The following is a 23403-nucleotide window of genomic DNA, read 5'->3' as shown; positions in this document are numbered from 1 at the left end:
TGTTTTCTCACTCTCATTTAGATGCAAGAAGTATACCAATGATGATGGTTTTATATAAAAATAGAGAGATTCATTGCCGAATGTGAACGAAGCATGTCCGATTTTGACTGAAGCTTTCTGAAAAACGCAAAGAAATTTTGCGAATCTCCCGCTGATTCACGCAAAATTCCTTTGCAGTGTAAAAGGGTTTTTATCGATCACACCCAGCCGCGGAAACGGGCGGCTTCAGCCGTTTTTCTGATGCCTGTCATATATGCCGCTAAGCGCATATCGACCTTGTGTGTGTGAGATGTCTGATAAATGGTTTCAAAAGAATGTACCATGACGCTTCGCAGTTTCTCGGCCACTTCAGCCTCAGACCAGTAATAGCCTTGATTATTCTGCACCCATTCAAAATAAGATACCGTCACACCCCCGGCGCTTGCCAAAATATCCGGCACGAGAAGCACGCCTCTTTCGTTAAGAATTTTCGTCGCGTCGATCGTTGTCGGCCCGTTTGCCGCTTCCACAATGATAGAGGCTTTGATGTGATGGGCGTTTTCAGCCGTAATCTGATTGGAAATGGCAGCCGGCACGAGAATATCACAATCCTTTTCCAGCAATTCTTTATTAGAAATGACATCTGTAAAAAGATTCGTCACCGTGCCGAAGCTGTCGCGCTTATCCAGCAGGTGGTCAATATCAAGACCGTTCGGGTCATACAGAGCGCCGTGGGCGTCTGAGATTCCGATTACCTTGGCGCCGGCGTCATGCATAAACTTGGCGAGAAAGCTCCCGGCATTTCCGAACCCTTGAATGATGATGCGCGCATTCTCCAATGGAATGCCCTTTTTCTTTACGGCTTCTTCGATACAAATCGTGACGCCTTGCGCGGTCGCTGTTTCCCGTCCCTGCGATCCGCCCAAAACGATCGGTTTCCCCGTAATGAAACCGGGCGAATCAAATTCGCGCAAGCGGCTGTATTCATCCATCATCCACGCCATGATCTGCGAGTTGGTATAGACGTCAGGAGCCGGAATATCCTTTGTCGGGCCGACGATTTGGCTGATGGCGCGCACATATCCGCGGCTTAATCGTTCTAATTCGCTAAATGACATCGTCCGCGGATCACAGATGATGCCGCCCTTTCCGCCCCCGTAAGGAAGGTTTGTGATTCCGCATTTTAACGTCATCCAGATGGAGAGCGCCTTGACTTCCTCTTCATTGACTTCCGGGTGGAAACGGACGCCGCCTTTTGTCGGGCCGACCGCGTCATTATGCTGTGAGCGGTAGCCTGTAAAGACCCGGACGCTACCGTTGTCCATTTTGACAGGAATGCGGACGGTCAGCATCCGCATCGGTTCTTTCATTAAGTCATACGTATTGTCGGGATACCCTAATTTACGCAAGGCTTCCTTTATGATTGATTGTGTGGACAAAAACAGATTAAGCACTTCTTTTTCTTCATCTTTTTGGTTGCTTTTTGAAAGCGGGTTGGCTGACATGTTTATCACCTCATCATGTTTTACGTTTAAGCTTCAATCAACAGCATAATATAAATGTAAGCGCTTTTACACCAAAACCCATCAGTCCCTTTTCAAATTGTCGTTACGCACGTTTATATGCAAGTTTCATGCCATCTTTTCCGGACACACAAAAAAAGGCTGTTGTCAGCCCTTTTTTGTTTTATACATTTTCACACATCTATTCACCTGTTCTAAAAACAGAAAAAGAACTCCCGCATACTTAGCCTTGTTTGGCTAGGTATGCGGCAATCTTCTTCATGTTTTGGCATGCGGCTGTGAGGAGAACTTGTTCGCTCACATTCCGTTTTCCCCTTAACCTGCAATAGCGAAGCCCATGCAGCGGTTTTGATTCTGCAAAACTTCGCTCTATTTTTTCTTTTCTTTTTTTATAGAGGTTTTTTCCTGAAGCAGACAACACGATTTTGTCTAACCTTTTCTTTATGAACTTCCCATACATGTTTAACATGTCCTTTGTATTTGAAAAAGTGCCTGGTGTCATAAATTTCAAGGTGTGTATGATAGACAACTAGTAAACGGTTTAATATATCGAACAGTCCTTTGTCCCGTACAGACAGCATCTCTATGAGTTCAAAAGACCTGCCGTAACGGAGACGGAAGTTTTTTGTATTGAGACCTTCACCATTTAGCCCTTCTTTTATATAGACATTTACTTGATTATAAGAAAGCAAGTCCAAATGGCAGATGCCATAAAGCTGAATATTTCTTGATCCTATTCTAGAAAGAATATTATTTTATCATATAGGCTATAGATAGATTTCACCTATATCTTAGTGGTTTCACTAATCCCAAAGGCTATCTTTATAAGACACTGTACTAAAAAGCATATCATATTTATAGCTAGTTACTTTATTAGAATCTAATACGTTTTAAACGCACAGTAAATGTTGTTTTTTGAAAGGGTGCGCTATCTAAAGATATACTTCCTCCCATTTGCTCTACTAATCTTTTAGTAATAGTTAGCCCCAATCCACTTCCCTGATAATTGGTATTTCTCGAGTCTTCCAATGTGTACATTCGCTCAAAGACACGGTCTTTATGCAATTCATTGATCCCTTTTCCTTTATCTGATACTTCTACGTAAACATCATTTTCTGCTATTCTAATCTTTAAACCTACCATCTTACCGGCAGAACCATATTGAATTGCATTAGTAATTAAATTATTTATAACCCTCTCAATTGCATCTTCATCTCCCCTAACAAAGACAGGATCTTCTGGTATATCTATAACTACCTCGAATTCTTTATTTATTAAAATTTCGTAGTAATCCAATATTATTTTTCGGCTAACTTCACATATATCAATTCTTGAAGAATTTAATTTTTTATCTCCTGACTCCAATTTTACTAGTTCAAAGAAACGGTTTATTAACTCTAATACCTCTACAGTTTTTAAATTAACTGTTTCTAGTGAACTCATAATCTTTTCTGTAGTTAGATTTTTATCATTGTTTAAAATCTCAATATAGCCTAGTATAACGGTTAGAGGCGTCTTTAAATCATGTGAAATATTTGAGAGCATTTTTCGCATTGAAAGTTCTATACTATTATAATTCCCTATGATCTTTTGATTATGGTTCAAAAGACGGTTTATTTGTATTAACAAGGATTTAATATATTTATCATCCGTGTAAAGCAATAACCTTTCGCCTGTTTCTTCACTAACAATTTTACTTAGTTTATTCCTTATGTACTTAATTTCAGTTCTTTGATTTGATCGACTTCGAAAAAGAATTATATTTACTACTACAGAACATATTAATAAAATAACCACCAGATTAAACATTTTAAAAATCTCCTAACTTATAACCGATCCCCCACAAAGTTTTTATGTACGTGGGATGAGATGGATCGTCCTCAATTTTCTCTCTAAGCCGTCTAATATGAACATTAATTACATTCTCATCACCGTGATAATTATCTTCCCATACGGCCTTATAAAGTTGAGATTTAGTATATACTTGCGAAGGATTAGAAATAAAAAGTTTTAAAATATTAAATTCTTTTGCAGTAAGATTAATCTTCTTGTCGATTTTTTTTACAGAAAAGCCATCCAGATCAACACTTAAATCTCCTATTTTCACAATTTTTCTTTCTTTCTCTTCCTCTGGGGATTGGGAACCCTTATAGTGTCTCTCTCTTCTAATGGTTGCTTTGATTCTAGCCAAAACCTCCAGCATAGAAAAAGGTTTGGAAATATAATCATCAGCTCCAAGGCCGAGACCAAGTGCCTTATCTACATCTTCATCTTTTGCAGACATGATAAGGACTGGAACCATGCTTTTAGAACGAATCATTCTTAGACATTCCATACCATCTATCTTCGGTAGCATAAGATCCAACAATATAACCTCAAACGTTTGTGTGTTCAATATCTCTAAAGCTTCTTCACCATCAAAAGCTGCTGTTACTTCAAACCCTTCCTTTGTCAAGCTTTCATTTACCATATCGCTTATAAATTGATCGTCTTCTACAATTAATATTCTGTAACTCAAAGCTTTCCACTCCTCAAATCTTTAGTATAGAAATGATATTCTTGATCCTCTATAATTTCAATTTTATACAATTAATTCAATTTTATTATAATTCTTTTTTCATCCAACAGTAATAAATATTTCATAAGATGTTATCAAATAAATAAGACAACCATTTCTTCACTATAGCGGAAATCGGCTGTCTAGTGTTCTTCTCTTTCTCATCTCAAAAAAGATTTTAATGCTTTTGCGTCTTACTTACATGTAATTTACGTCCTTCGGAAAAGGTATTCTAATTCTTGTACTACTTTCCATGCACATTCAGGGCTAAGACATAGCTGTCCGTGCAGTAGGGATATATTACGTTCTGAAACCTCACCAGTAATTGTGCATCTACTATAAGGTGCATATTTTTTTAGAACAATTTCATTTCCTCTTGTGAATATTTCCATTAGTGTGTTTACTCCTATACCTTTTGCATCTCGTAGGTCTTTTGGTAATACAATTCTTCCTAAACCATCTACTTTTCTAGTAATCCCTGTAGAGTTCATTTTAATTCTTCCTCTCTAATTTCTTAATATGACTTCACAAGCTGCATAGACGCATTTTCAAGTTAAAGAATAAGCGATTCTAAAAAAAGGAACTAAATAAAAAGAAAGAACTATAGCACTTTGAATTTCATTTTTTCTAAAAATTGATTTCCTATAAAGATTTACGAATTAATATTTTTAGTAAATCAAAATATTAAAAAACTAATTAAAAAGTGCTGTGCTTAAAAGAAAAAATTAAGACAGCACCTAAAGAAAGACTTAAACTCATTTTAATGTCGGTGTATAGTTCCGAAGGTTCTGCACAAACCTCTTAATAATTAATTTGTAACATTTATAGCGCCATCCACACTAGATAGACTTAGCTTATTAGCTCCCTCGCCGATTTCACCTTTTTTCAATTTTACGCCATCATTACTTTTCTTAAGCCCATCTATATCGAGCGTTACATCAGAATTACTCTTTGCAAAAACTGTGAGGGAAGTTGGCGCTTTTTTATATGAAAGACCAATATCTCCTGCTATCGTATTTACAACTAAAGATTCTCCCTCTGTTATGTCCCTGATTGAAACCGCTCCATCTTTAGAAGTTACCTTTATCTTAGAACTATCTATATCTTTCATATAATTATCGCCGTTTGTAGAAGTTATATTTAAGTCTTCAAAAGAACTATTTTCAAGACTTAACGATCCATCCCTAGATGCAAACTTTCCAGTATTAGCTGAAACACCTTTAATTTTTTCATCACCGTAACTATTTTCAACGACAATATTATCGGCTGTAATTTTACTCATTTGTATATTCCCATCTTTATTAGTTATTTCAATATTGTTCATGCCTGACTTGGGAACATTAATATAAATTGTGCCGCCCTGCTTCCCAAAAGTAAATCCTCCAAAAAAGCCACTACTTTTTTGTGCTTTTTGTCTAATGACTAAATCTTCTCCGTCTTTTTGAAATGTAACTGGAGCTTTATCTTTTTGTTTTCCCTCTGCAGAAATTGTTACCTCATTTGAATTACTCTCTTTAAACCTCACATCCCATGAGTCAGTATATACTTTTAAAGTTTCAATATTTTCCACATTATAAGACTTGTTCTTTTTAAAGCTTTTTGCATCTACCTTATAAGTACTAAAAGCAATAGCAATTCCACCAATCACTACTAACGCTATAGACGTTGCTATAAACTTTTTCATTTTCTAATTCCTCCTCATTGTATTGTATTATAAAGATAATTTTATCTTCATTTACACTATATCTTTTTGATCCACCTTACGATAAGAAAGATAACCCACTAAAAGACCAATTAAACAAAATGTAGTTGGAATTATAATGAATTGACTCAAACTGACTGTTTCTCCTCCATTGGAAACTGTTGCATTAATAAAGACTCCAATTATTACTGCCCAAGTGATTGTAGCAGCCGTTGATTTTCTTCTCATACCAAAAAATAATGGAATTAGACTCACTCCAGCCATCATAAGAGCAGTGATAAGAGTCGATGGCACAGTAGAAATAATTTCACTCATTTCAACAGGCTTCTCAAATAAATATAAGTGTGGACTGATTAAGAAAATTAACAAGTTAATAACAAAAGTAGCAATAACAATACTTACAAAACAGAATAGGAAAACTATTGATAGTTTAGCTTGCATTAATTTTTTTCTTTGTAAAGGATAAGTAAATAGCAATTGAATTGTTTTATTTTTATATTCATCAATAACTAAACGGGACAAAATAACAGCAGCAAAACTAATAAACACAATTCTAATAAAAATATTAGTTAGAGACATAAAATCTGCATAAGCAGGAAACATTGGTTCAATTTCGTTTCTAGATCCCCATCCCATAAGAGCAACCAAGGCAAAGATGATTAATATCCAAAGTGCCACTCCTTTAAAATACTGTGACAAGTGATGCTTTCTGTACTCCAATTTCATAAGTTTTAACATATTAAATAGCCTCCAGCAGAAGAATTTAAGACGATGTATCTAAGGCTTCTTTCCTTCAAGATGCACTTTAGCCAAATAACATCAAAATAAAATTTATACTTTTTACAAAATTATATTTGAGTGATCTATCTAATTAAGTGTGTATTCCTTCACCATTCATTGAACTTAGGAAATACTCTTCTAATGAACTGTGTTTTTTATTTATACTTTCTATACCTATATCATTCATAATGAATGCTTTAGAGATTTCTTGTTGTGTGACAGCTGTTTCGTAGATACGAATTATCTGTTTATCAATTATTTTAAAATTTCTTATCCCTAAATTTTGTTCTAAAATATATAACGCTTTTTTTTTATTTTGGACTTTTACCTCAATATACTCCGTTTGGTTTCCATTAATGCTCTTCATTGATACTTCTTTTATTAACTTACCATTTTGTATAATGCCAACAGTATCTGACATCTGTTCCATTTCGGCTAAAATGTGACTAGAGACTAACAACGTAATTCCATACTCTCTGCAAAGTAACTTAAAGAGATCCCTTAACTCTTTTATACCGATAGGATCTAGACCGTTGATTGGCTCATCTAGAACCAAAAGTTCTGGTCTTGTAGAAATGGCTCTAGCTATTCCTAACCTTTGTTTCATTCCTAACGAAAACTCTTTTACTTTTTTATTTTCAATATTATGTAACTTTACAAGCTCAATAGCGTGATCAATAGACTTTTTATCGTAATACCCCATATATTCACAATGGAAATATAGATTTTCTTTAGCAGTGAGATTGTCATAGAAAATTGGATACTCAATAATGGTGCCCATTCGCTTTAGAACTTCAAATGATGTGTCTGTTAATTTCTCACCGAAAATTTCAATTTCCCCACTTGTTGGTTTAATCAAATTGGTAATCATTTTCATAATAGTTGTTTTACCTGCACCATTCGGGCCTAAAAAGCCATAAATCTCTCCTTTTTTCACGTGCATGTTAACTCCAGAAACAACCTCTTTTCCTTTAAATGATTTTGTAAGTTGGTTAGTTTTTAAGATGTACGTCATTCGCTTTCCCCTTTCCATATATATTCTTATTATATAAAGCAAACTTCTCTTTTCCCTTAAGCAAATATTACTTTTTTCTTAAGATTTATTATTACACCTAAAAGAGTTAATCTGGATATTTTAAAAAGAAGAAAGAGCTATCTAAAATAGCTAGATAGGCTCTTTTCCCCTCATTATAAAGTATAGTTCTTTCTTTAAAGCTGCTTAGATCGGTTCAAAAATGCCTAATCGTGGTATGGGGAATCTTATTTTGCAATGTGTGTCCCCAGAGATATTTAATAATGTAGACACTGATATCACTTTCGACTATTTAAGGGAGCTTTTATTCACTAATACCTCAGAAAAAGTTAAAAGCATTTCATCAACTTCTTCAGTTTTAAATTCATCGCTATGACTATTTATAAAATCTTCAATTAGTTTTCTCTTATTTAGTTTGCCCCCTGCTGTTACGGGAAGCTTTTCACTTTAACAATTTCATTCGGAATCATATAACAAGAAAGATTCTTTTTTTAATGACTTAATTTCATTAGCAGATTCCACTCTATTACTGTGATAAAAAGCAATGAAGAGTGGGAGTCCTGAGATTGATCATAAATAACTGCAGCATCATTAATTCCCTTTAACTCACGAATTCTCGCTTCTACTTCTGCTAATTCAATTCTATATCCATTAATTTTGACTTGCTCATCCGCTCTTCCTAACAGCTTTATTGTTCCAGCTTGCTTCCAATACCTAACATTTCCAGTTTTGTAGAGAGGCTGATCTGAAATATGAGGAATAGTAATATATCGCTCGTCAGTTAAGCTTGGCTTATTTAACCCCGTGCAACTCCTGATCCACCGACATATAACTCCCCTTCCTCGTCAATGGCACATAGGTTATCATCTTTTAGGTATAAATTTCACCATTTTTAATAGGACTTTTCCTTTCGCGAATGACTTTCTCCTTTTCCCGCAAGGTTCACATGTACTGAAAATCACAAAAAAACGAAGACATCCTGCTGTCTTCGTTTTGTATTATCGATGAGCGGTCTGCCAATCAAAGCCGATGGTCTTGTCATTCCACGGAATCCTTTTTTCATCGGGCTGATCCGGATTATATGACATGGTCGTAAAATAAATGATGGTCAGCGGGGTTTCTCCGAGCACCCTGTAACCGTGTGCGACTCCTTTCGGAATAAGGAGCAGCATCGGATTGTCTTCTCCCATGTAGTATACATCTGTTTCTCCCTTTGTTTTTGACTCTTCGCGCAGGTCGTAAAGCACGACCTGCGCATGGCCTGTTGGGAAAAACCAAAGGTCATCCTGTTTTTCATGATAGTGAAATGCCTTGATGACGCCGGGATAGCTTTTGGACCAGGAAGCCTGCCCGAAATGCTCCAGCAGATTCTCGTCGTCACGGACGAGCTCTGAGAAAAATCCCCGGTCATCACTGTATTTTGTCAGCTTTTTAACTTTTACGCCTTCAATCACTTGCACTGTCCCACCCCTTGTAAATAATCCCGCAGCGCGTCCCGCCAATGTCTCATGCTAAGACCCAGCTTTTCAATCGACTCAAGGCTTAGCACTGAGTAAGCGGGCCGCGGCGTCAGGTTTCCGTATTCCTCCGTGCTGACAGGCAGCACGGCAGTCGTCCGGCCGCTTTCTTCCATAATGGCTTTGGCAAATTCATACCAGCTGCATATCCCTGCATTTGCTGCATGATACGTTCCCGGCGGACTGTCAAACAGCTGGATCACCGTTTCGGCCAAATCCTTTGTATATGTCGGCGATCCGATTTGATCACTGACGACACGCACTTGATCACGTGTGTCTGCAAGCTTCAGCATCGTATTGACAAAGTTATGCCCGCCGCTGCCGTACACCCATGATGTTCTGACGATGGTATGATTTTTCCCCGTTAACCGAATCAGTTCTTCCCCGAGTTTTTTGCTTTTTCCGTATATCGTTCCGGGCTCAGGAGGATCGTCTTCTTTATAAGGTTCGGTGCCTCTGCCGCTGAAGACGTAATCGGTGCTGATATGGATGACTCTTGCGCCGATTTGCTCTGCCTCCAGCGCGGTATAATAAGCGCCGATTCCGTTAATCAAATACGCTTTATCCAGCTCCGTCTCACATTGATCCACGGATGTATACGCCGCCGTATTGACGACGATATCCGGCTTGTAATGACTGAACGAATGCCGCACTGAGCGCTGGTCGGAGATATTCATCATTGCTTTCGTTAAGGCAATTACTTCATAGCCTGCCTGCTTCAGTTGGCGGCAAAGCTCCCGCCCCAGCTGGCCGGCCGCTCCGGTTACTAATACCTTCGTCAATCGGATCCCCTTCTTTCCGATTAGTCTTGGCTGTCTGTATACCAGCGAATGGTTCGTTTCATTCCCTCTTCAAACGTGACTTCCTGCTGCCAGCCCAGCTCGTTTTTCAGCTTGGAAGCATCGATGGCGTAACGGCGGTCGTGCCCTTTTCTGTCTTCGACATGCGCAAACTGTTCTTTTACGCCCAGCTCTTTCATAATAAAAGCCGCCAGTTCTTTATTCGTCCGTTCATTTCCGCCGCCGATATTGTAAACCCCGCCGATCGTTCCTTTTTCCAGCACTAACTTGACCGCACGGCAATGATCTTCGGCGAACAGCCAGTCTCTGATCTGCATGCCGTCGCCATACAGCGGAACGGGCTGCCCATTTACGGCATTCCTGATGATGGCCGGGATCATTTTTTCATGATGCTGGTAAGGCCCGTAATTGTTACTGCACCTTGTAATGACCGCGGGCAGCTGATGGGTTTTGACATAGGACATGACGAGAAGATCGGAGCTTGCTTTGCTTGCGGAATACGGATTGTTCGGAGAAAGCGGCGTCGTTTCCGTAAAGGCGGGATCGTCCGGTCCCAGATCTCCGTACACCTCATCTGTTGAAATGTGAATCAGCTTGCCGGCCTTGCCCAGTAATACCGCCTCAGCCAGCCGATATGTGCCCATTACATTGGTTGTGATAAACGGTTCAGCCTGATTGATGCTTCTGTCCACATGAGATTCAGCCGCAAAGTGTATCACCGCGTCATACGTCTCAGTAAATGCCTTGTCAATATCCTCCCTGCTTGTGATATCGCCCTTTATGAACCGGAAACGGCCGTTCTTTTTTAATGCTTCTATTTCAAGCGGCCGGCTCGCGTACGTGAGGTTATCTAAGACCGTAATCTGCGCATCCGTCTCGTGCAGCATCATCTTTGTAAAGGTAAGGCCGATAAATCCGGCACCGCCCGTAATTAAATAAGATTTTGGCATGATTAATGTTCCTGTCCTTTCTGTAATGCCTGATGCGCCAAACTGCCGGCAAGGTAAAGCGATTCATGCGTTCCGGCATCCACCCACCAGCCCGTTAACACATCATACGTCAGCTCACTGTGTTCAATGTATAAATTATTGACATCGGTGATTTCGAGTTCCCCGCGTTTTGAGGGAGATATTTGTTCAATATAAGAAAATACTTCTGCATCATACATGTAAATGCCTGTGACACATAGATTGGTCGGCGGGTTTTCCGGCTTTTCAATGATCGACTTGATCCGTTTATTTTTCACATCAATGTCGGCGATACCGAAGCGCTCTGGATCATCAACTTCTTTCAGCAGCACTTTTGCCCCTTTTCCTTGCTGCGTAAAACGTTCCGTATATGGCTTCAAGGAATCTTCAAATATATTATCTCCTAAAAGCAAGACAAACGGGTCACGTCCGGTAAACCGCTTCGCGTATGACAGCCCGTCTGAGATGCCGGATGCAGCGGGCTGCAATTGGTATGTGAGAGAAACACCAAGCTCCTCGCCGTTTTCAAGCAGTTTATGAAATTGCGGCACGTACTCCTTTTGTGTAATCAGCAAAATGTCCGTGATTCCGGCTTCTGCAAGCTTCATAATCGACCAGTAAATCATCGGATAAGGACCGACGGGGAGCAAATGCTTATTGACCGCTTTTGTCAGCGGCATAAGGCGTGTGCCGGTACCCCCGGCTAAAATGACACCTTTCACATGAACACTTCCTTACGTGTGGTTTTATCACAAATCATAAAGAATCGCCGCCGCCCGTTTGATGCCCTTGCCATCCACAAGCGGCGTTCCGTTTTGGTGAAGCCCGAGACGAAGCGGAAAATGGCCGCTCATCTCAGACATATGCCGGGCGAGCTCAGCTGCTGAAATCTTTTCTCCAAGCCCGAGATCAACGGCCGCGCCTGCCGCGGCAAATTTCCCCGCTGTCACGGTTTGATGCGGAACTTGAGAAAGAACGATGCAGGGCACACCTGTGCAGACGGTTTCGTATAACGTGATTCCGCCGGAGACAACCGCCATATCCGCCTGTCTCAGCAGCGCCGACATGTCATTTGTTTGCTTTACCATCGCATAATAAGGCTTTTGCGCAATAAGCGCGCGGGCTTCCTCAGCATGGCTTGCGGCGTCTCCCATAACAAATATCACTTTTTTCCGTTCAATGTCCGGGACGTGCCGGCATGCTTCGATCACTTTGAAAACAAGCTTTTTCGGATCACTTCCCCCTAAAGACACCAAAATCGTCCGGCACTCTTTTTTCAGACGATATGCCCGTTTGGCCTTTTTAAAACCCGGATGAAGAATGATATATTCAGGGCCTTCACATACAAGGGCATTTCCCAGTCTGTACGTTCGGCTTTTCACCTCTCCGTAGATGCCGTTAATGACGGCGTCACATAAGCGTATGGTTTTTTCTTGTTTTTCTTCAAATAAAACGATGCGTGCCGCTGACTTTGCCTTGATTGCCTCAAGCCAATCAGAAGGCATATTGAGAAGGTCAAATAAGAGCATATCCGGAGCCTGCCGGTTTATTTCCCGGACAATAAAATCCTTCTGTCCCTGCTCGGGCTTTACGAGGACTTGCCAATGGCCCGACGCGAGATACGAAGCAGATTCTTCATTTGTGTAAAACGTAATGGAGCATCTGCTTTTCATTTCGTCAGCGAGAAGCTTCATCCGGACGACGTGCCCCATGCCTTTTTCACGCCCGCCATCGGCGAATATCAAAACACGCATGCTAGTCAGCCTCTTTTTGCCGTATCATTTTATTGATCACCGCGAGCTCGGGATGGCTGTTCAGCAGACGGATCAGTTCTTTTGCCGGAACATCAGGCCGCGCCCCTGCTTTTTCATATAGGGCACAGGCTAATTGATAGTCCTCTTCGGTATCTACGGTCAGCCGTAAATGAGGGGCGCGGAGGTTCTCAGGAGGTTCCGGAAACAGCAGGCGGTACCGCTCAGGGCAGTCTCTTACATACAGCGTCACATGCTCTTGGTATTTGTCCGCAAGTATTTTGTCGGCGCTGATGTCCGTCAGCAGGCTCGCGTTTACCGCCTCGCCGCCGATGCCGAGCGGCGTATTGCTGACATACGTGTAGTCAGCTTTTTCTTTTACATGCGCCGTGATCATCATATCAAGCAGCGAAGGATCGACAAACGGATTATCACCCGTCAGCCTGACCGCAACGGATGGTTTTACCCGTTCAATCACCTCTGCGAACCGGTCGAGCACGCGTTGTTCACTGCCGCGATGCACCCGGTATTGCTTGCCCCGGCAATGTTCCTCCAAGATGTCGTCGGCCTCGCTGTCAGAGGTGGCGATGATCAGATTGTCTCGCTTTCCCTCGTAGTACGCGCTTTGCCGGACTCTGCTGACGATAATATCCAAAATGGTTTGTTCCCCGAGCGGGCGAAGCACTTTGCCGGGAAGCCGTTCGCTCCCCATCCTTGCCTGAATGATGAACAGAATATCAGTCATGGCCAGAGCTGCCTTTCGTCAATAGGTCATCCCATGTGATGCCCGTGTCGGCAGGGATATCCCTGACCGCACACACTCCGTCTGTCAGAAGCTCAAAATATCTCGGATGAAGCCCCTGCGGTTTTTGGCCGGGGCGAAGGACGGCAATGTTGTCTGCCGTAAAGGCCTCGCCTTTTTGAATCGGAGCTGTTGAAAAGATGCCTCTGTACGCAAATTTTCTGATATCCCCTTCAATTGCCGTCGTCGTTTTGTGTGAGCTTCCTGACAGCGTTTCTGAAATCGGTGCGCGTACCCCCTGCTTCAGCTCATCTTCAACGGCACGGATCGCTGTGACCATTTCTTTTAATTCATCCGGATTCAGGGCGAATGAATGATCCGCGCCGGGCAGGTTTTTGTCTATCGTAAAATGCTTTTCTATCAGTTTCGCGCCTAACCTGACAGCCGCACACGGGACTTCATACGGGTGTGCGCTATGGTCTGAAAAACCGATCACCGCATCCGGAAAAGCCGCGGCGAGCATCGGGATGACGCTCAGGTTGCTGTATTCGGGCGGCGCAGGGTATTTCGCCACACAGTGCATGATCGCAATCTCTTTGTTTCCCTCTGAGGTAATTGTTTTATAAGCCTCCTGAATATCTGAAATGTCAGCCCCCGCTGTTGAAAAAATAATCGGCGTGTTCAGCTTCGCGACATATTTCAAAAGCGGCAGATGGTTCAGTTCATAGGAGGCAATTTTAAATGCTGACGGCGAGGTCGCATACAATAAGTCAGCGGAGCCTTCGTCACATACCGTGCTTAAAAAAAGCACCCCTTTTTTCTTACAGTATTCAAGCAGCGGTTCAATCCATTCAGCGGGCATTTCCATTGACTGCACTAAAGAAAAAATAGATACGTTTTTTCCGGCTGCCGTTTGGTACAAGCCGGGATCTTTCTGATACATTTTGTCAGCCTGAAACATCTGAAATTTGACCGCATCCGCTCCGGCTTCACTGGCGGCGTCAATCAATGCAAATGCCTGGCTCAGCTTCCCGTCATGATTAATGCCTGCTTCTGCAATGATGAATACAGGCGAGTCTTCTCCGATTGACTTAGATCCGATTTGACACGATGCCATTAGTCCGCCTCCTTCGCGGGCCACACATGATAGTAGTAATAGGATTTTTCCGCGGCAAATCCCATTCTTTCGTACAGACGGATCGCCCTGACATTGTGAAGCTGCGTTCCTGCTGATACAGTTCTATGCTGAAAACGCATCGATTGTTCAATAATGTGCGCCACTAAATGATATCCCGCTCCTTTTCCTTCAAAGCCCGGCTTTACCGCCATCAGATCAAGGACGAATTCATCGCCCTTTGACAGTCCCTGAACAAATCCGACGACTTCACCTTTTGATATGGCGACGATGTTTAAAGAAGCTCTCCCTTCGGCATTATTTCGCGCCCACTCTTCAAACAGGCGGTTTGCGTTCTCATAGCTGATATGGGGGTCATAATAATACCTGCTTTTTGTAAAGACGTCGCGGGCAAGCCGGCAAATATCCTCCGTGTCGCCGGGTCTGGCTTCGGCAAGCTCAAACGGCGGAGCCTGGTGATAAAAACGCACCGGGCTGACAAGCTTGAACAAGCTGCCGACAAAATAGGAGGACGGGAGCTGCTGCACCACTTGCATAGCGCCGACATCCTCGGCAGGTATTTTGATAAACATAAAGTCAGTGCCGTCCGCCCGCCTCGCCGCGTAAAATTCCTGAAACAGCTTTTTGAGCTGTCCTGTGCTGTTTGCGGAGGCAATCTTCACATTAATCACATGCTTTTGGTACAATTCGCTTTCCCACGGGGAGCTTTCGTATAAGATCACGCCCTGAAGGCTGTTTTCCTCTAATAATCCAAGCGAGAATTCATATGTCTCAGGCTGAATCCCCTTATCTTGCAAAAATGCAAGAATCACATCCTGCGGAAGATTTTCTTTCAGCGTGTACACCTAATCAGCCCCTTTGACGATATCCCGGACCGCTGAAATAACGTCCCCGACATCATCATCTGTCATGGAAGGATAAAGGGGAAGGGACACAGTCCGCTTATAATAGGCTGCGGCTGCCGGGAAATCAGTCTCTTTATATCCATATGTTTTCTGATAATACGGATGAAACGGAACCGGAATAAAGTGGACGCTCGTGCCGATGTTGTATTGATCCTTTAAAGCATTAATCATGTCATTCCTGCTGATTCCGGCCTCCTTTTCCTCCACTTGGAGGACATACAAATGCCAGGCATGCCGCCCGTCATCACTGACATACGGGACGGTAAGCCCTTTGATTTGGCTGAAAGCGTCCTGATAGCGGAGCGCAATCTCCGTCCTCCGTTTCTGCATACCGTCAATCCGTTTCAGCTGATGAAGCCCAAGCGCAGCCTGAAGATCAAACATATTCATTTTGTAGCCGGGCGTTTCGACCTCATAGTACCAGCTCCCGTTTGAGGAGTAGCGGTTCCACGCCCCTTTGCTCATGCCGTGAAGGCTGAGCACCCTGATCTGATCGGCGAGCGCGTCATCATCGGTCGTCAGCATACCTCCTTCGCCCGTCGCCAGGTTTTTGGTCGCGTAAAAGCTGAATGCCGTCGCGTCTCCGATTGATCCGACCATTTTCTGTTTATAAGTGGTGTACACGGCGTGTGCCGCGTCCTCTAAGACAAAAAGCTGATGCTTGCGGGCAATGGCTAATATCTCATCCATGTCACACGACTGACCGCCGAAGTGAACGGGGACAATCGCCTTTGTCCGCGGAGTGACAGCCGCCTTGATCTTCTCGGGGTCTGCATTAAGCGTTAACGGATCAATATCGACAAACACAGGCACAGCGCCTGTATGCACGATCGTATTGGCGGTTGAGCTGAATGTCAGCGCTGATGTGATGACCTCGTCGCCCGGGCCGATCCCTTTCGCCTTCAGCGCCAAAAATAAAGCGGCGGTACATGAATTCAGCGCGACCGCGTGTTTTGCCCCCGTCCAGGCTGCAAATGCTTTTTCAAACGCCTCTACTTTCGGCCCCTTCGAAAGCCAGCCTGATTCAAGCGTATCAATGACCTCCTGAATTTCTTCCTTCCCGATCATCGGAAATGAATAGGGAAGAAAGGTTGATCTTTTTTGTACCATTTTCTTTGCGCTCCTATCTTTTTTATAAAGGGTCAACCCGTCTGAAGTCGACTCCGGTTTTTTGTTGCAAAACATCACATAAGGCATCCGTTGAATTCTGAACCGGGTAATTGGCCGCGATAAAAGCCCGGCGCACCTGCTCTGCCTGTTGATATTTGGCAGGACTGCCGCATACACTGATCAATTCCTGGGCGAGTGCCGTCGGATCGTCAAAAGCAAATTCCCCGAGAGAATGATAATAAGGGTAATGGCGGGCCCCGGCTGATTTTCCGATCAGAACGGGTTTTTGGAACAGCATCGCTTCCAAACCGACCGTTGATGTTTGTGTCACTGCGGCGTCAACATACGGGAGAATGTCATACAGACTCATCTCTTTTTTGATCATTTTGCAGGCTTTATGTTTCCTGAACACCCGAGCGTAGACATCAAGCTTATTTTTGCCGATCTCCCACGGATGCGGCTTGATGATCAGCTGAATGTGCTTATGCTTCATAAGCTCTTCCAGCACCCCCGTATAAAATTCATCGGAGAACGGCTGAGTGGCGATCAGCACTGTCTGCCGCGACGGGAGAAAGGACAGCTTGCGGTAAAACACTTCCTTATCGATCGGTTCTCTTGAGAAAATATCGTCAAAGCGGGGATGACCCGTTATGATGATTTGTTCAGGCCGGCAGCCTTTCTGTTTGTACCACCCCGCTTCATAGGCGCCAAACACTGCCTGATAGTCGGTAAACACGGGCAGAAACGCTTCGTCTCCCATGAGCGCCCCGTGCTGGAGACAAATGCTGACGGCATTTCGTTTCGCACACATCAGCGCGAGCACCCGGCTGTAAATATCTTCTGTCGTGCCGACAACGACGGCGGAAATATTTTCAGACGCAAACAAAACGTCAATGGCATCAATCGCTTCAATAAATAACGGAATATCTTTATACAGGCGCTCCTGAAACGCTTCGCTCCCAAAAGCCGGGTGGCTGCTGAGCCGTTCCAGAATCGATTGGGCTTTTTCAATATATGGGGCGGAATTGCCTTTTTTGCCCGTTCTGTTCAGCTCCAATCTTGAGATAACGGGAAGCCCGCAATGATCCGGCAGGCTCCATCTGGCTAATACAGCCGTTTTTTCCGGATCAAACTGCCGGTAGTTGCCGTCGGTGAACCGGAGATGGTCGAAATGCAAAATCACCTTTCCCTCTGCCGGTGTCTCGTTTGTTTCCTTGATGGCTTGTTTCTTTTCATCAAAATAAGGCTGAATATGAGCCTCCGGTACATGCTGGTCAGCCGGGCCGAAAAGCTCAGGGTTCTCTTCCATGCTCTCCCGCAGCTCGGGGCTGATATATTGGTAAAAATTACTGATCAATGCAAGCGGGATGTCCTTGTAGCGAAAGGTTTGAAAAAGGTCAATATATTGCCGGTACAGCACCCAATAGTTCGCTAAGTATGCCGACAAGCCCTCACCCCTTTCTAAGCTTTTTTAATGATTCCCTCAGCTCGCGGCACGTGTTTTGCGGAGGCAGATTGTGCACAAATTCATTTTTCCCCTCAGCAAAAAGCTGATAATGGATCGATTGATCGGTAATGTAATTAAGGTCAAGCTCCTCAGAAATCGGATAAAACGGATAAAAATGATTGACTCTCCAAAAGAAACGGGCATCACCGATCCGGTAAAACGCGGGGCTTTCATCCCAATAGGAACCGAATGCTGCTTTGACGGTCTCCAGCACGGAAAATCGGTGCATGACCGAGCAATGGTCAATCGCGCACGGCGCATTCCATACGATCTGCTCAGCAGGTCTCACAGTCTCCTTCACAACCTCTTGATGCTGATTCAGATGATAGGTTTTGGAGCTTGAATAGATCACTGCTTTTTCCCGATCACCATCAAGCTCATTTACCATTTTCTCGAGCCGGTCCGGCATGTATATGTTGTCGTCGGTCGCATATGTTACATACTCACCCTCTGCCATTTCTATCGCTTGGTTAATCAGTGCGGCATATCGCGTTTTTTCCGTTCTTTCTTTGACGTCCGATATATCGCTTTTATAAAACCGAACACGGGCATCCGTGAGAAAAGGACGTATTTCCGCCAGTGTTTCTTCATTTGAATTGTCGTCCATAATAAAAAGCTCAAAATCAGTAAATGTCTGTGAAAGAATGCTTTTAATAGAGCGGGCCACATAGTCACTTTTGTTATAACTCGTCATAATCACTGACACTTTAGGCAACTCGTCACCCCCTTTTCGCACCTGAAACTACCGCTATCATATGTTCCTAATGCGTGAGATGCGCTAGGAATACAGACTATTATGCGAAAAGTCAGCAGGGCGGCGTATAAAAAAAGCCGGATGGGGCATCCGGCTGTCAGCACGTTTTCTTTTTTCGCATAATTCTCTTTGGCGGCTCATATGGTGGAATAGATGAAGCGGCAGCCGTACATGACGGTTGTTTGATACAAGTCAGGAGGTTTCAGCACCAAGAGGTTTTCATCAAAGGAGGAACAATATGAAACCGAAAAAGAGTCAATATCAGCAAATGCAGGGGATGGATATGCAGGGATACCAGCCGCAATTCGGGGCAAATCCTTACCCGCAGCCGCAGGGCCAAGGACCGCAGATGATGCCGATGCAGCAGCAAATGCCGATGCAGCAGCAAATGCCGATGCAGCAAGGCCAGCAGGGCTTCGGCGGCGGATTCCCGGGCCAGCAGCAACAGCAGCAGGGCGGCGGAGGCTTTCAGATTCCGTCAGGACCGTCCACCTCTTCCCCGTCACAAAACGTTCCCGGCATGCTGCCGATTGAAGAGTCATACATTGAAAATATTCTTCGTTTGAACCGGGGAAGAACGGCAACGATTTATATGACGTTTGAAAACAGCAAGGAATGGAATTCGAAGATTTTCCGCGGCGTTATTCAGGCGGCGGGACGGGACCATATCATTATCAGTGACCCGAAAACAGGGACCCGTTATTTGCTTTTGACCATTTATCTTGATTACATCACGTTTGACGAAGAAATAGCATACACCTATCCGTACTCCATGGCCTCTTATTCGCCGAGATAAAGCAAAAGCCAATCACTCGTTTGTCAGAGGATTGGCTTTTTTTCTTTATAAATATTTGACCGCAGCGACAACAATCATAATCCACGAAACGATAAACGCCACGCCGCCAAGCGGTGTGATTGCTCCGAGAATGGAGATTTGCGTCACGCTCAATACGTACAGGCTTCCGGAAAACAGCACGATACCCGCAAACATCAGCCAGCCTGCAACCGTGATGCCGCCTGCGCCTGACAGCTTTTCCGCCAAAAACGCGACAGCAAGGAGGCCGAGCGCATGATACATATGATACTGCACGCCGGTATGCCACACCTGCAAATACTTATCGGGAATTTTCCCTTCAAGACCGTGCGCGCCAAAAGCACCCAGCGCCACAGCCAATAAAGCGTTAATTGCACCTAATATGATAAACACTTTCATCTATTTGTCTCCCGCCTTTTCGTTAAAGTTTCCAATTTAATCATAACCCATCACCGGCAAAATTCAACGCCTGTCCTCCGATGACACGAGATTGTCGGATTTTTTCTTTTTGAAAAGCTGGATTTGGTCCGCCGCTATCGCCATCAGCGTTCCCAGCACAAGTCCGTTGCTTAATAGAGAAATCAAGATCGGGTGCATGCCTGATAATGCGCTTTCAGGAACAAACATCACACCGACACCCGCCAAAAGCGAGAGACCGATCACCGAACGGATTCTCTTTTGTTCTGTTTTTTCATATGCATCAAATTCAGTGAAGGCGAGGCCGGCCATCGTAGAGAACACGACAAAATTAACAGCGAAGCCCACAGGTGACGGCAGACTCGCAAACGCATTCATAAATAAAGGAATCATACTGATAATAATGACAAATACACTGCCGAGAAGAAACGGCTTTTTTGATGGGAGCTTCGTCGTCTCAATAAAACCGGCCGCCCCTGAAATCGGCACCGGCGCAACCCCTCCCGTCAGACCGCTCAAAAGGTGGCTGAACGATGCCGCAAACCCGGCCGGGCGCTCACGCCGCTCCCCTGGTTTGTTCCCGAATTTTTTTACCGCAGCCTCGACCACCCTGATGCTTGCCAGCATGTTGACAATCAGCAAAACGGTAATGAATAGCGAGGTGATGATCAGACCGCTGTCAAAGACCGGCTTTCCGAACGGAAAAAAAGACGGCAATTGAATGATGTGATCCGGTATTTGAATCGGTTTGGCCGCTCCGGCGACAGCAAATAGAATCCATCCGCCGACAAGCGAAAAGAGAATCGCATATTGTCTTAAAAATGTGATGTTCGACCTCGACATAATGAACATTGCCGCCGTCACGGCCATGGCAAGCCCGAATACTAGGCCGTCTACGCTGTTTTTTAAATAGCCGATGCCTAAAAGCCCTTTCACAATCGGCTGGCTCAGCTGCATGACCAAAAGCAGCAGATAAACGCCCGTCACCACCGGCGTAAACAGCACGGCAAGGCGTTCAATCACCTTAAAGAGACTGAACAAAAAGAAAAAGACAGCGCTTAACAACAGCGCTCCCTGCAGTGCCCGCAGTGTCTCGCCAAATGTCGCAAACACAGTGCCCGTCAGTCCGCCGTAAATGGTATACACGCCCCACCATAATCCGGCCGGGCTTTCATTAATCGGCAGACGGTGCCCCTGGAGACATTGGATGACCGCGGCGATACCAAGCACAAAAAACGTGCTTTGAATCAATGCGGCTGAATCGGCATGATTCAGATGAAAAGATTGCGCAATGGCGACCGGAACCACAATTGCCGCCGCAATCATAAATGCCGTCCATTGCAAACCCCCGAGTATCAATTTCAAGTCAATCAACCTTTCCTATTAGAAATCGAAAATGGAATCTCCGTTTCCGTCTTCTTCACGTTTATCTTTACTTTTTTTCTGATATTGGTTCAGCCCGGCGCTGCCCATCATTTTTTCAAGAAGCAGCGGGTCTGTCGAAGGAGATGATGAAGGGCTCGGCACCGCTTTAGGAATCGGTGCCTGAGGCGGCGCGGAAGCTGTATGGCTTGGCCGATCGAGCACGACATCGCACAAAGAACGGACAGCCGCTACATGCATCTTGACCTCCTCGTCCCGAGACGCCGTTTTTGCCTGCCTCAGCTCTTCTTCCATTTTCTGAATCAAAGCAGAGATATGTATATTCATGAGATATCCTCCAACATTCAATTTGTCTTCTTCCTGCATTTTATCAAATTTCTGGCCAATCCGCAGAAATGAGTTTGTTATTTTTTCTGACAAAATATGCACCGGGCGTAAAAAGACGCTTCCGCACCAGCAGAAGCGCCTGCAAAACCGTTTATTTCGGCAGGTCGGGGATACACCAATCAATCGGCTGTTCCCCCATTTTCTCAAGCGCAGCGTTCGTCCGTGAAAACGGTTTGCTCCCGAAAAAACCATTCCTTGCTGAAAACGGGCTTGGGTGAGTCGATTCAATAATGACGTGCTTCGACGTGTCGATGCGCTCTTTTTTCATCTGCGCGTGACGGCCCCATAAAATGAAGATTACCGGCTTCTCTCTTTCATTCAGCACATCAATGATGCGGTCAGTCAGCTGCTCCCAGCCTTTTCCCTTGTGGGAATTGGCCTGGCCGCGCCGTACCGTGAGCACCGTGTTCAACAGAAGAACCCCTTGCTTCGCCCAGCTGACGAGCGATCCGTGATTCGGAACGGAGCAGCCGATATCATCCTGAAGCTCTATAAAAATATTTTTCAACGACGGCGGCTGCCTGACCCCAGGCTGAACGGAAAAGCTCAGCCCGTGCGCCTGTCCCGGCCCGTGGTACGGATCTTGTCCGAGAATCACCGCTTTTACATCCTCGTACGCCGTATAATGCAAGGCGTTATAAATATCATGGCTGTCCGGAAAAATGGTTTGGCTGCTGTATTCCTGTTTCAGCATCTCTCTCAGCTCTTGATAATACGGTTTTTCAAATTCATCTTTCAGCTGATTCCACCAGCTGTCCTTTAAAAGCTGCTTCAAGCTGTCCGCCTCCCTTATAAGCTGTGCAGTCTGGAATAGACGGGCTTGCCGTCCCACACGATATCGGTTGGGGCCTCCCGCCTTTTCATATCAGGTTCCTCAAGGAGAACCGCAAAGTTTTTCGTCGGAAGCTCCCCGAGCCCGTGCTTTTCGCTTAAACGGTCTAAATACTGCTTCCGCTTGGCGCCGAGATCCGCGGACTGATTGCCGCCCGCCTCAGAAAATGCATAGATGACGCTCGCGCAAGGGACACGCTTTACCCGGTATTCTTTCGCCGCTCGCAAATAAAAGTCCCAGTCCCAATAATTGTGGACGCTTGGATCAAAATACCCTAACGTATCATGAAGGAAACGCCTGTACATGCTGCCTGACGGAACATATGTGGAAAACACACGCATGTCCTCATAGTCCGCCGTATAGGCAAATGGCTTCCGTGACAGCGGATATCTCGTACCATCCCGTTCTTCAAATGACACAATTTCTGCGTCAGAATGGACAAAATCAGCGTCCGCAAGCTCTGCCGCCATTCTCTCCATATGGCCCGGCGTAATGAAGTCATCATCATCGCACAGCATGATGCCATCACCTGACGCTGCCTTTACACCGGCGTTCCGCGCCAGCACATGCCCGGCGTTTTGTTCTAAATCAATGACTTGAATCGGCAGATCGGCATACAGCTGCTTTACATGATGGACCGGTTCGCCCGCGTCATTGACAATGATCACTTCAAAAGGCTTCAGCGTTTGCTTGGAAATCGACTCCAGCAGCTCACATAAAGCCGGAATCCGATTATACGTAACAATTACAATAGATATATTCATGACCCGCTCCTTCTGCTATATTTCTCATGTTCTATTAAAACAT

At 44.4% G+C, this 23403-nt stretch carries 24 protein-coding genes and 2 pseudogenes; 1 reads left to right on the top strand and 25 read right to left on the bottom strand.

The features are described from left to right. Positions 1 to 197: 197 nt before the first annotated feature. The 20 genes and pseudogenes from AXI59_RS05480 to AXI59_RS05390 form a co-directional block, all read right to left on the bottom strand. Positions 198 to 1484: a Glu/Leu/Phe/Val family dehydrogenase gene (locus AXI59_RS05480; protein WP_061527616.1), complete on the bottom strand. Its 1287-nt coding sequence runs from the start codon at positions 1482 to 1484 to the stop codon at positions 198 to 200. 241 nt (positions 1485 to 1725) lie between these two features. After that, positions 1726 to 1966, bottom strand: a pseudogene (locus tag AXI59_RS05475) (transposase); the annotation flags it as partial. A 162-nt stretch (positions 1967 to 2128) separates the two neighbouring features. Then, a pseudogene (locus AXI59_RS20710) lies at positions 2129 to 2254 on the bottom strand (esterase); the annotation flags it as partial. A gap of 121 nt (positions 2255 to 2375) precedes the next feature. After that, on the bottom strand, positions 2376 to 3311 hold the full coding sequence (locus AXI59_RS05470) for a sensor histidine kinase (protein WP_061522464.1): 936 nt from the start codon (positions 3309 to 3311) through the stop codon (positions 2376 to 2378). Between the two features lies 1 nt (position 3312). Beyond that, positions 3313 to 4020: a response regulator transcription factor gene (locus tag AXI59_RS05465; RefSeq protein WP_061527615.1), complete on the bottom strand. Its 708-nt coding sequence runs from the start codon at positions 4018 to 4020 to the stop codon at positions 3313 to 3315. Positions 4021 to 4268: 248 nt separating this feature from the next. Further along, positions 4269 to 4550 (bottom strand): AbrB/MazE/SpoVT family DNA-binding domain-containing protein, encoded by a 282-nt coding sequence (locus tag AXI59_RS05460; RefSeq protein WP_061527614.1) that lies wholly within the window; start codon positions 4548 to 4550, stop codon positions 4269 to 4271. A gap of 317 nt (positions 4551 to 4867) precedes the next feature. Next, positions 4868 to 5743, bottom strand: coding sequence for a DUF4097 family beta strand repeat-containing protein (locus AXI59_RS05455; protein ID WP_061527613.1), 876 nt, complete (start codon positions 5741 to 5743; stop codon positions 4868 to 4870). Between the two features lie 51 nt (positions 5744 to 5794). Further along, positions 5795 to 6499: an ABC transporter permease gene (locus AXI59_RS05450; RefSeq protein WP_061522460.1), complete on the bottom strand. Its 705-nt coding sequence runs from the start codon at positions 6497 to 6499 to the stop codon at positions 5795 to 5797. A gap of 133 nt (positions 6500 to 6632) precedes the next feature. Beyond that, positions 6633 to 7556, bottom strand: coding sequence for an ABC transporter ATP-binding protein (locus AXI59_RS05445; RefSeq protein ID WP_061527612.1), 924 nt, complete (start codon positions 7554 to 7556; stop codon positions 6633 to 6635). Positions 7557 to 8572: 1016 nt separating this feature from the next. After that, positions 8573 to 9028, bottom strand: coding sequence for a dTDP-4-dehydrorhamnose 3,5-epimerase family protein (locus AXI59_RS05440; protein ID WP_061522458.1), 456 nt, complete (start codon positions 9026 to 9028; stop codon positions 8573 to 8575). Then, positions 9025 to 9873 carry a dTDP-4-dehydrorhamnose reductase gene (rfbD, locus tag AXI59_RS05435; protein WP_061527611.1) on the bottom strand — a complete coding sequence of 283 codons (849 nt, stop codon included), beginning with the start codon at positions 9871 to 9873 and terminating at the stop codon, positions 9025 to 9027. Before rfbD ends, AXI59_RS05440 begins: the two co-directional genes overlap by 4 nt. Positions 9874 to 9893: 20 nt before the next feature. Continuing rightward, positions 9894 to 10841: a dTDP-glucose 4,6-dehydratase gene (gene rfbB / locus AXI59_RS05430; protein ID WP_061527610.1), complete on the bottom strand. Its 948-nt coding sequence runs from the start codon at positions 10839 to 10841 to the stop codon at positions 9894 to 9896. Positions 10842 to 10843: 2 nt separating this feature from the next. Next, on the bottom strand, positions 10844 to 11581 hold the full coding sequence (locus AXI59_RS05425) for a sugar phosphate nucleotidyltransferase (RefSeq protein ID WP_061522455.1): 738 nt from the start codon (positions 11579 to 11581) through the stop codon (positions 10844 to 10846). Positions 11582 to 11608: 27 nt separating this feature from the next. Beyond that, on the bottom strand, positions 11609 to 12613 hold the full coding sequence (locus AXI59_RS05420; protein ID WP_061527609.1) for a PseG/SpsG family protein: 1005 nt from the start codon (positions 12611 to 12613) through the stop codon (positions 11609 to 11611). Between the two features lies 1 nt (position 12614). Then, the gene (locus AXI59_RS05415) at positions 12615 to 13355 is read right to left on the bottom strand and encodes a cytidylyltransferase domain-containing protein (RefSeq protein ID WP_061527608.1); all 741 of its coding nucleotides are present in this window, start codon (positions 13353 to 13355) and stop codon (positions 12615 to 12617) included. Further along, positions 13348 to 14469 carry an N-acetylneuraminate synthase family protein gene (locus AXI59_RS05410; RefSeq protein WP_061522452.1) on the bottom strand — a complete coding sequence of 374 codons (1122 nt, stop codon included), beginning with the start codon at positions 14467 to 14469 and terminating at the stop codon, positions 13348 to 13350. Before AXI59_RS05410 ends, AXI59_RS05415 begins: the two co-directional genes overlap by 8 nt. Then, the gene (locus tag AXI59_RS05405; protein ID WP_061522451.1) at positions 14469 to 15332 is read right to left on the bottom strand and encodes a GNAT family N-acetyltransferase; all 864 of its coding nucleotides are present in this window, start codon (positions 15330 to 15332) and stop codon (positions 14469 to 14471) included. The genes AXI59_RS05410 and AXI59_RS05405 overlap by 1 nt, the downstream gene beginning before the upstream one ends. Beyond that, a complete protein-coding gene (locus AXI59_RS05400; protein ID WP_061527607.1) occupies positions 15333 to 16502 on the bottom strand; it encodes a DegT/DnrJ/EryC1/StrS family aminotransferase in 1170 nt (389 codons plus the stop codon). Between the two features lie 22 nt (positions 16503 to 16524). Next, positions 16525 to 17949, bottom strand: a complete 1425-nt coding sequence (locus AXI59_RS05395; RefSeq protein WP_061527606.1) for a capsular polysaccharide export protein, LipB/KpsS family — start codon at positions 17947 to 17949, stop codon at positions 16525 to 16527. A gap of 4 nt (positions 17950 to 17953) precedes the next feature. After that, on the bottom strand, positions 17954 to 18724 hold the full coding sequence (locus AXI59_RS05390; RefSeq protein ID WP_061527605.1) for a glycosyltransferase family 2 protein: 771 nt from the start codon (positions 18722 to 18724) through the stop codon (positions 17954 to 17956). A gap of 277 nt (positions 18725 to 19001) precedes the next feature. On the opposite strand from AXI59_RS05390, the gene gerQ reads away from it, so the two are divergent. Beyond that, positions 19002 to 19559 carry a spore coat protein GerQ gene (gerQ, locus tag AXI59_RS05385; protein WP_061522447.1) on the top strand — a complete coding sequence of 186 codons (558 nt, stop codon included), beginning with the start codon at positions 19002 to 19004 and terminating at the stop codon, positions 19557 to 19559. Between the two features lie 45 nt (positions 19560 to 19604). On the opposite strand, the gene AXI59_RS05380 is transcribed toward gerQ, so the two are convergent. The 5 genes from AXI59_RS05380 to AXI59_RS05360 form a co-directional block, all read right to left on the bottom strand. Then, a complete protein-coding gene (locus AXI59_RS05380) occupies positions 19605 to 19976 on the bottom strand; it encodes a DUF423 domain-containing protein (protein WP_061522446.1) in 372 nt (123 codons plus the stop codon). Between the two features lie 63 nt (positions 19977 to 20039). Next, positions 20040 to 21359 (bottom strand): purine/pyrimidine permease, encoded by a 1320-nt coding sequence (locus tag AXI59_RS05375; protein WP_061527604.1) that lies wholly within the window; start codon positions 21357 to 21359, stop codon positions 20040 to 20042. Between the two features lie 18 nt (positions 21360 to 21377). Beyond that, positions 21378 to 21800, bottom strand: a complete 423-nt coding sequence (locus tag AXI59_RS05370) for a YwdI family protein (RefSeq protein WP_061527638.1) — start codon at positions 21798 to 21800, stop codon at positions 21378 to 21380. Between the two features lie 55 nt (positions 21801 to 21855). Next, a complete protein-coding gene (locus tag AXI59_RS05365; RefSeq protein ID WP_061522444.1) occupies positions 21856 to 22539 on the bottom strand; it encodes a uracil-DNA glycosylase in 684 nt (227 codons plus the stop codon). Between the two features lie 14 nt (positions 22540 to 22553). Continuing rightward, positions 22554 to 23360 (bottom strand): glycosyltransferase family 2 protein, encoded by an 807-nt coding sequence (locus AXI59_RS05360; RefSeq protein WP_061522443.1) that lies wholly within the window; start codon positions 23358 to 23360, stop codon positions 22554 to 22556. Positions 23361 to 23403: the final 43 nt, after the last annotated feature.

The sequence above is a fragment of the Bacillus nakamurai genome, from assembly GCF_001584325.1.
In the GTDB taxonomy this organism is placed as follows: Bacteria; Bacillota; Bacilli; order Bacillales; family Bacillaceae; genus Bacillus; species Bacillus nakamurai.
This window is presented reverse-complemented; position numbering and strand designations above follow the sequence as displayed.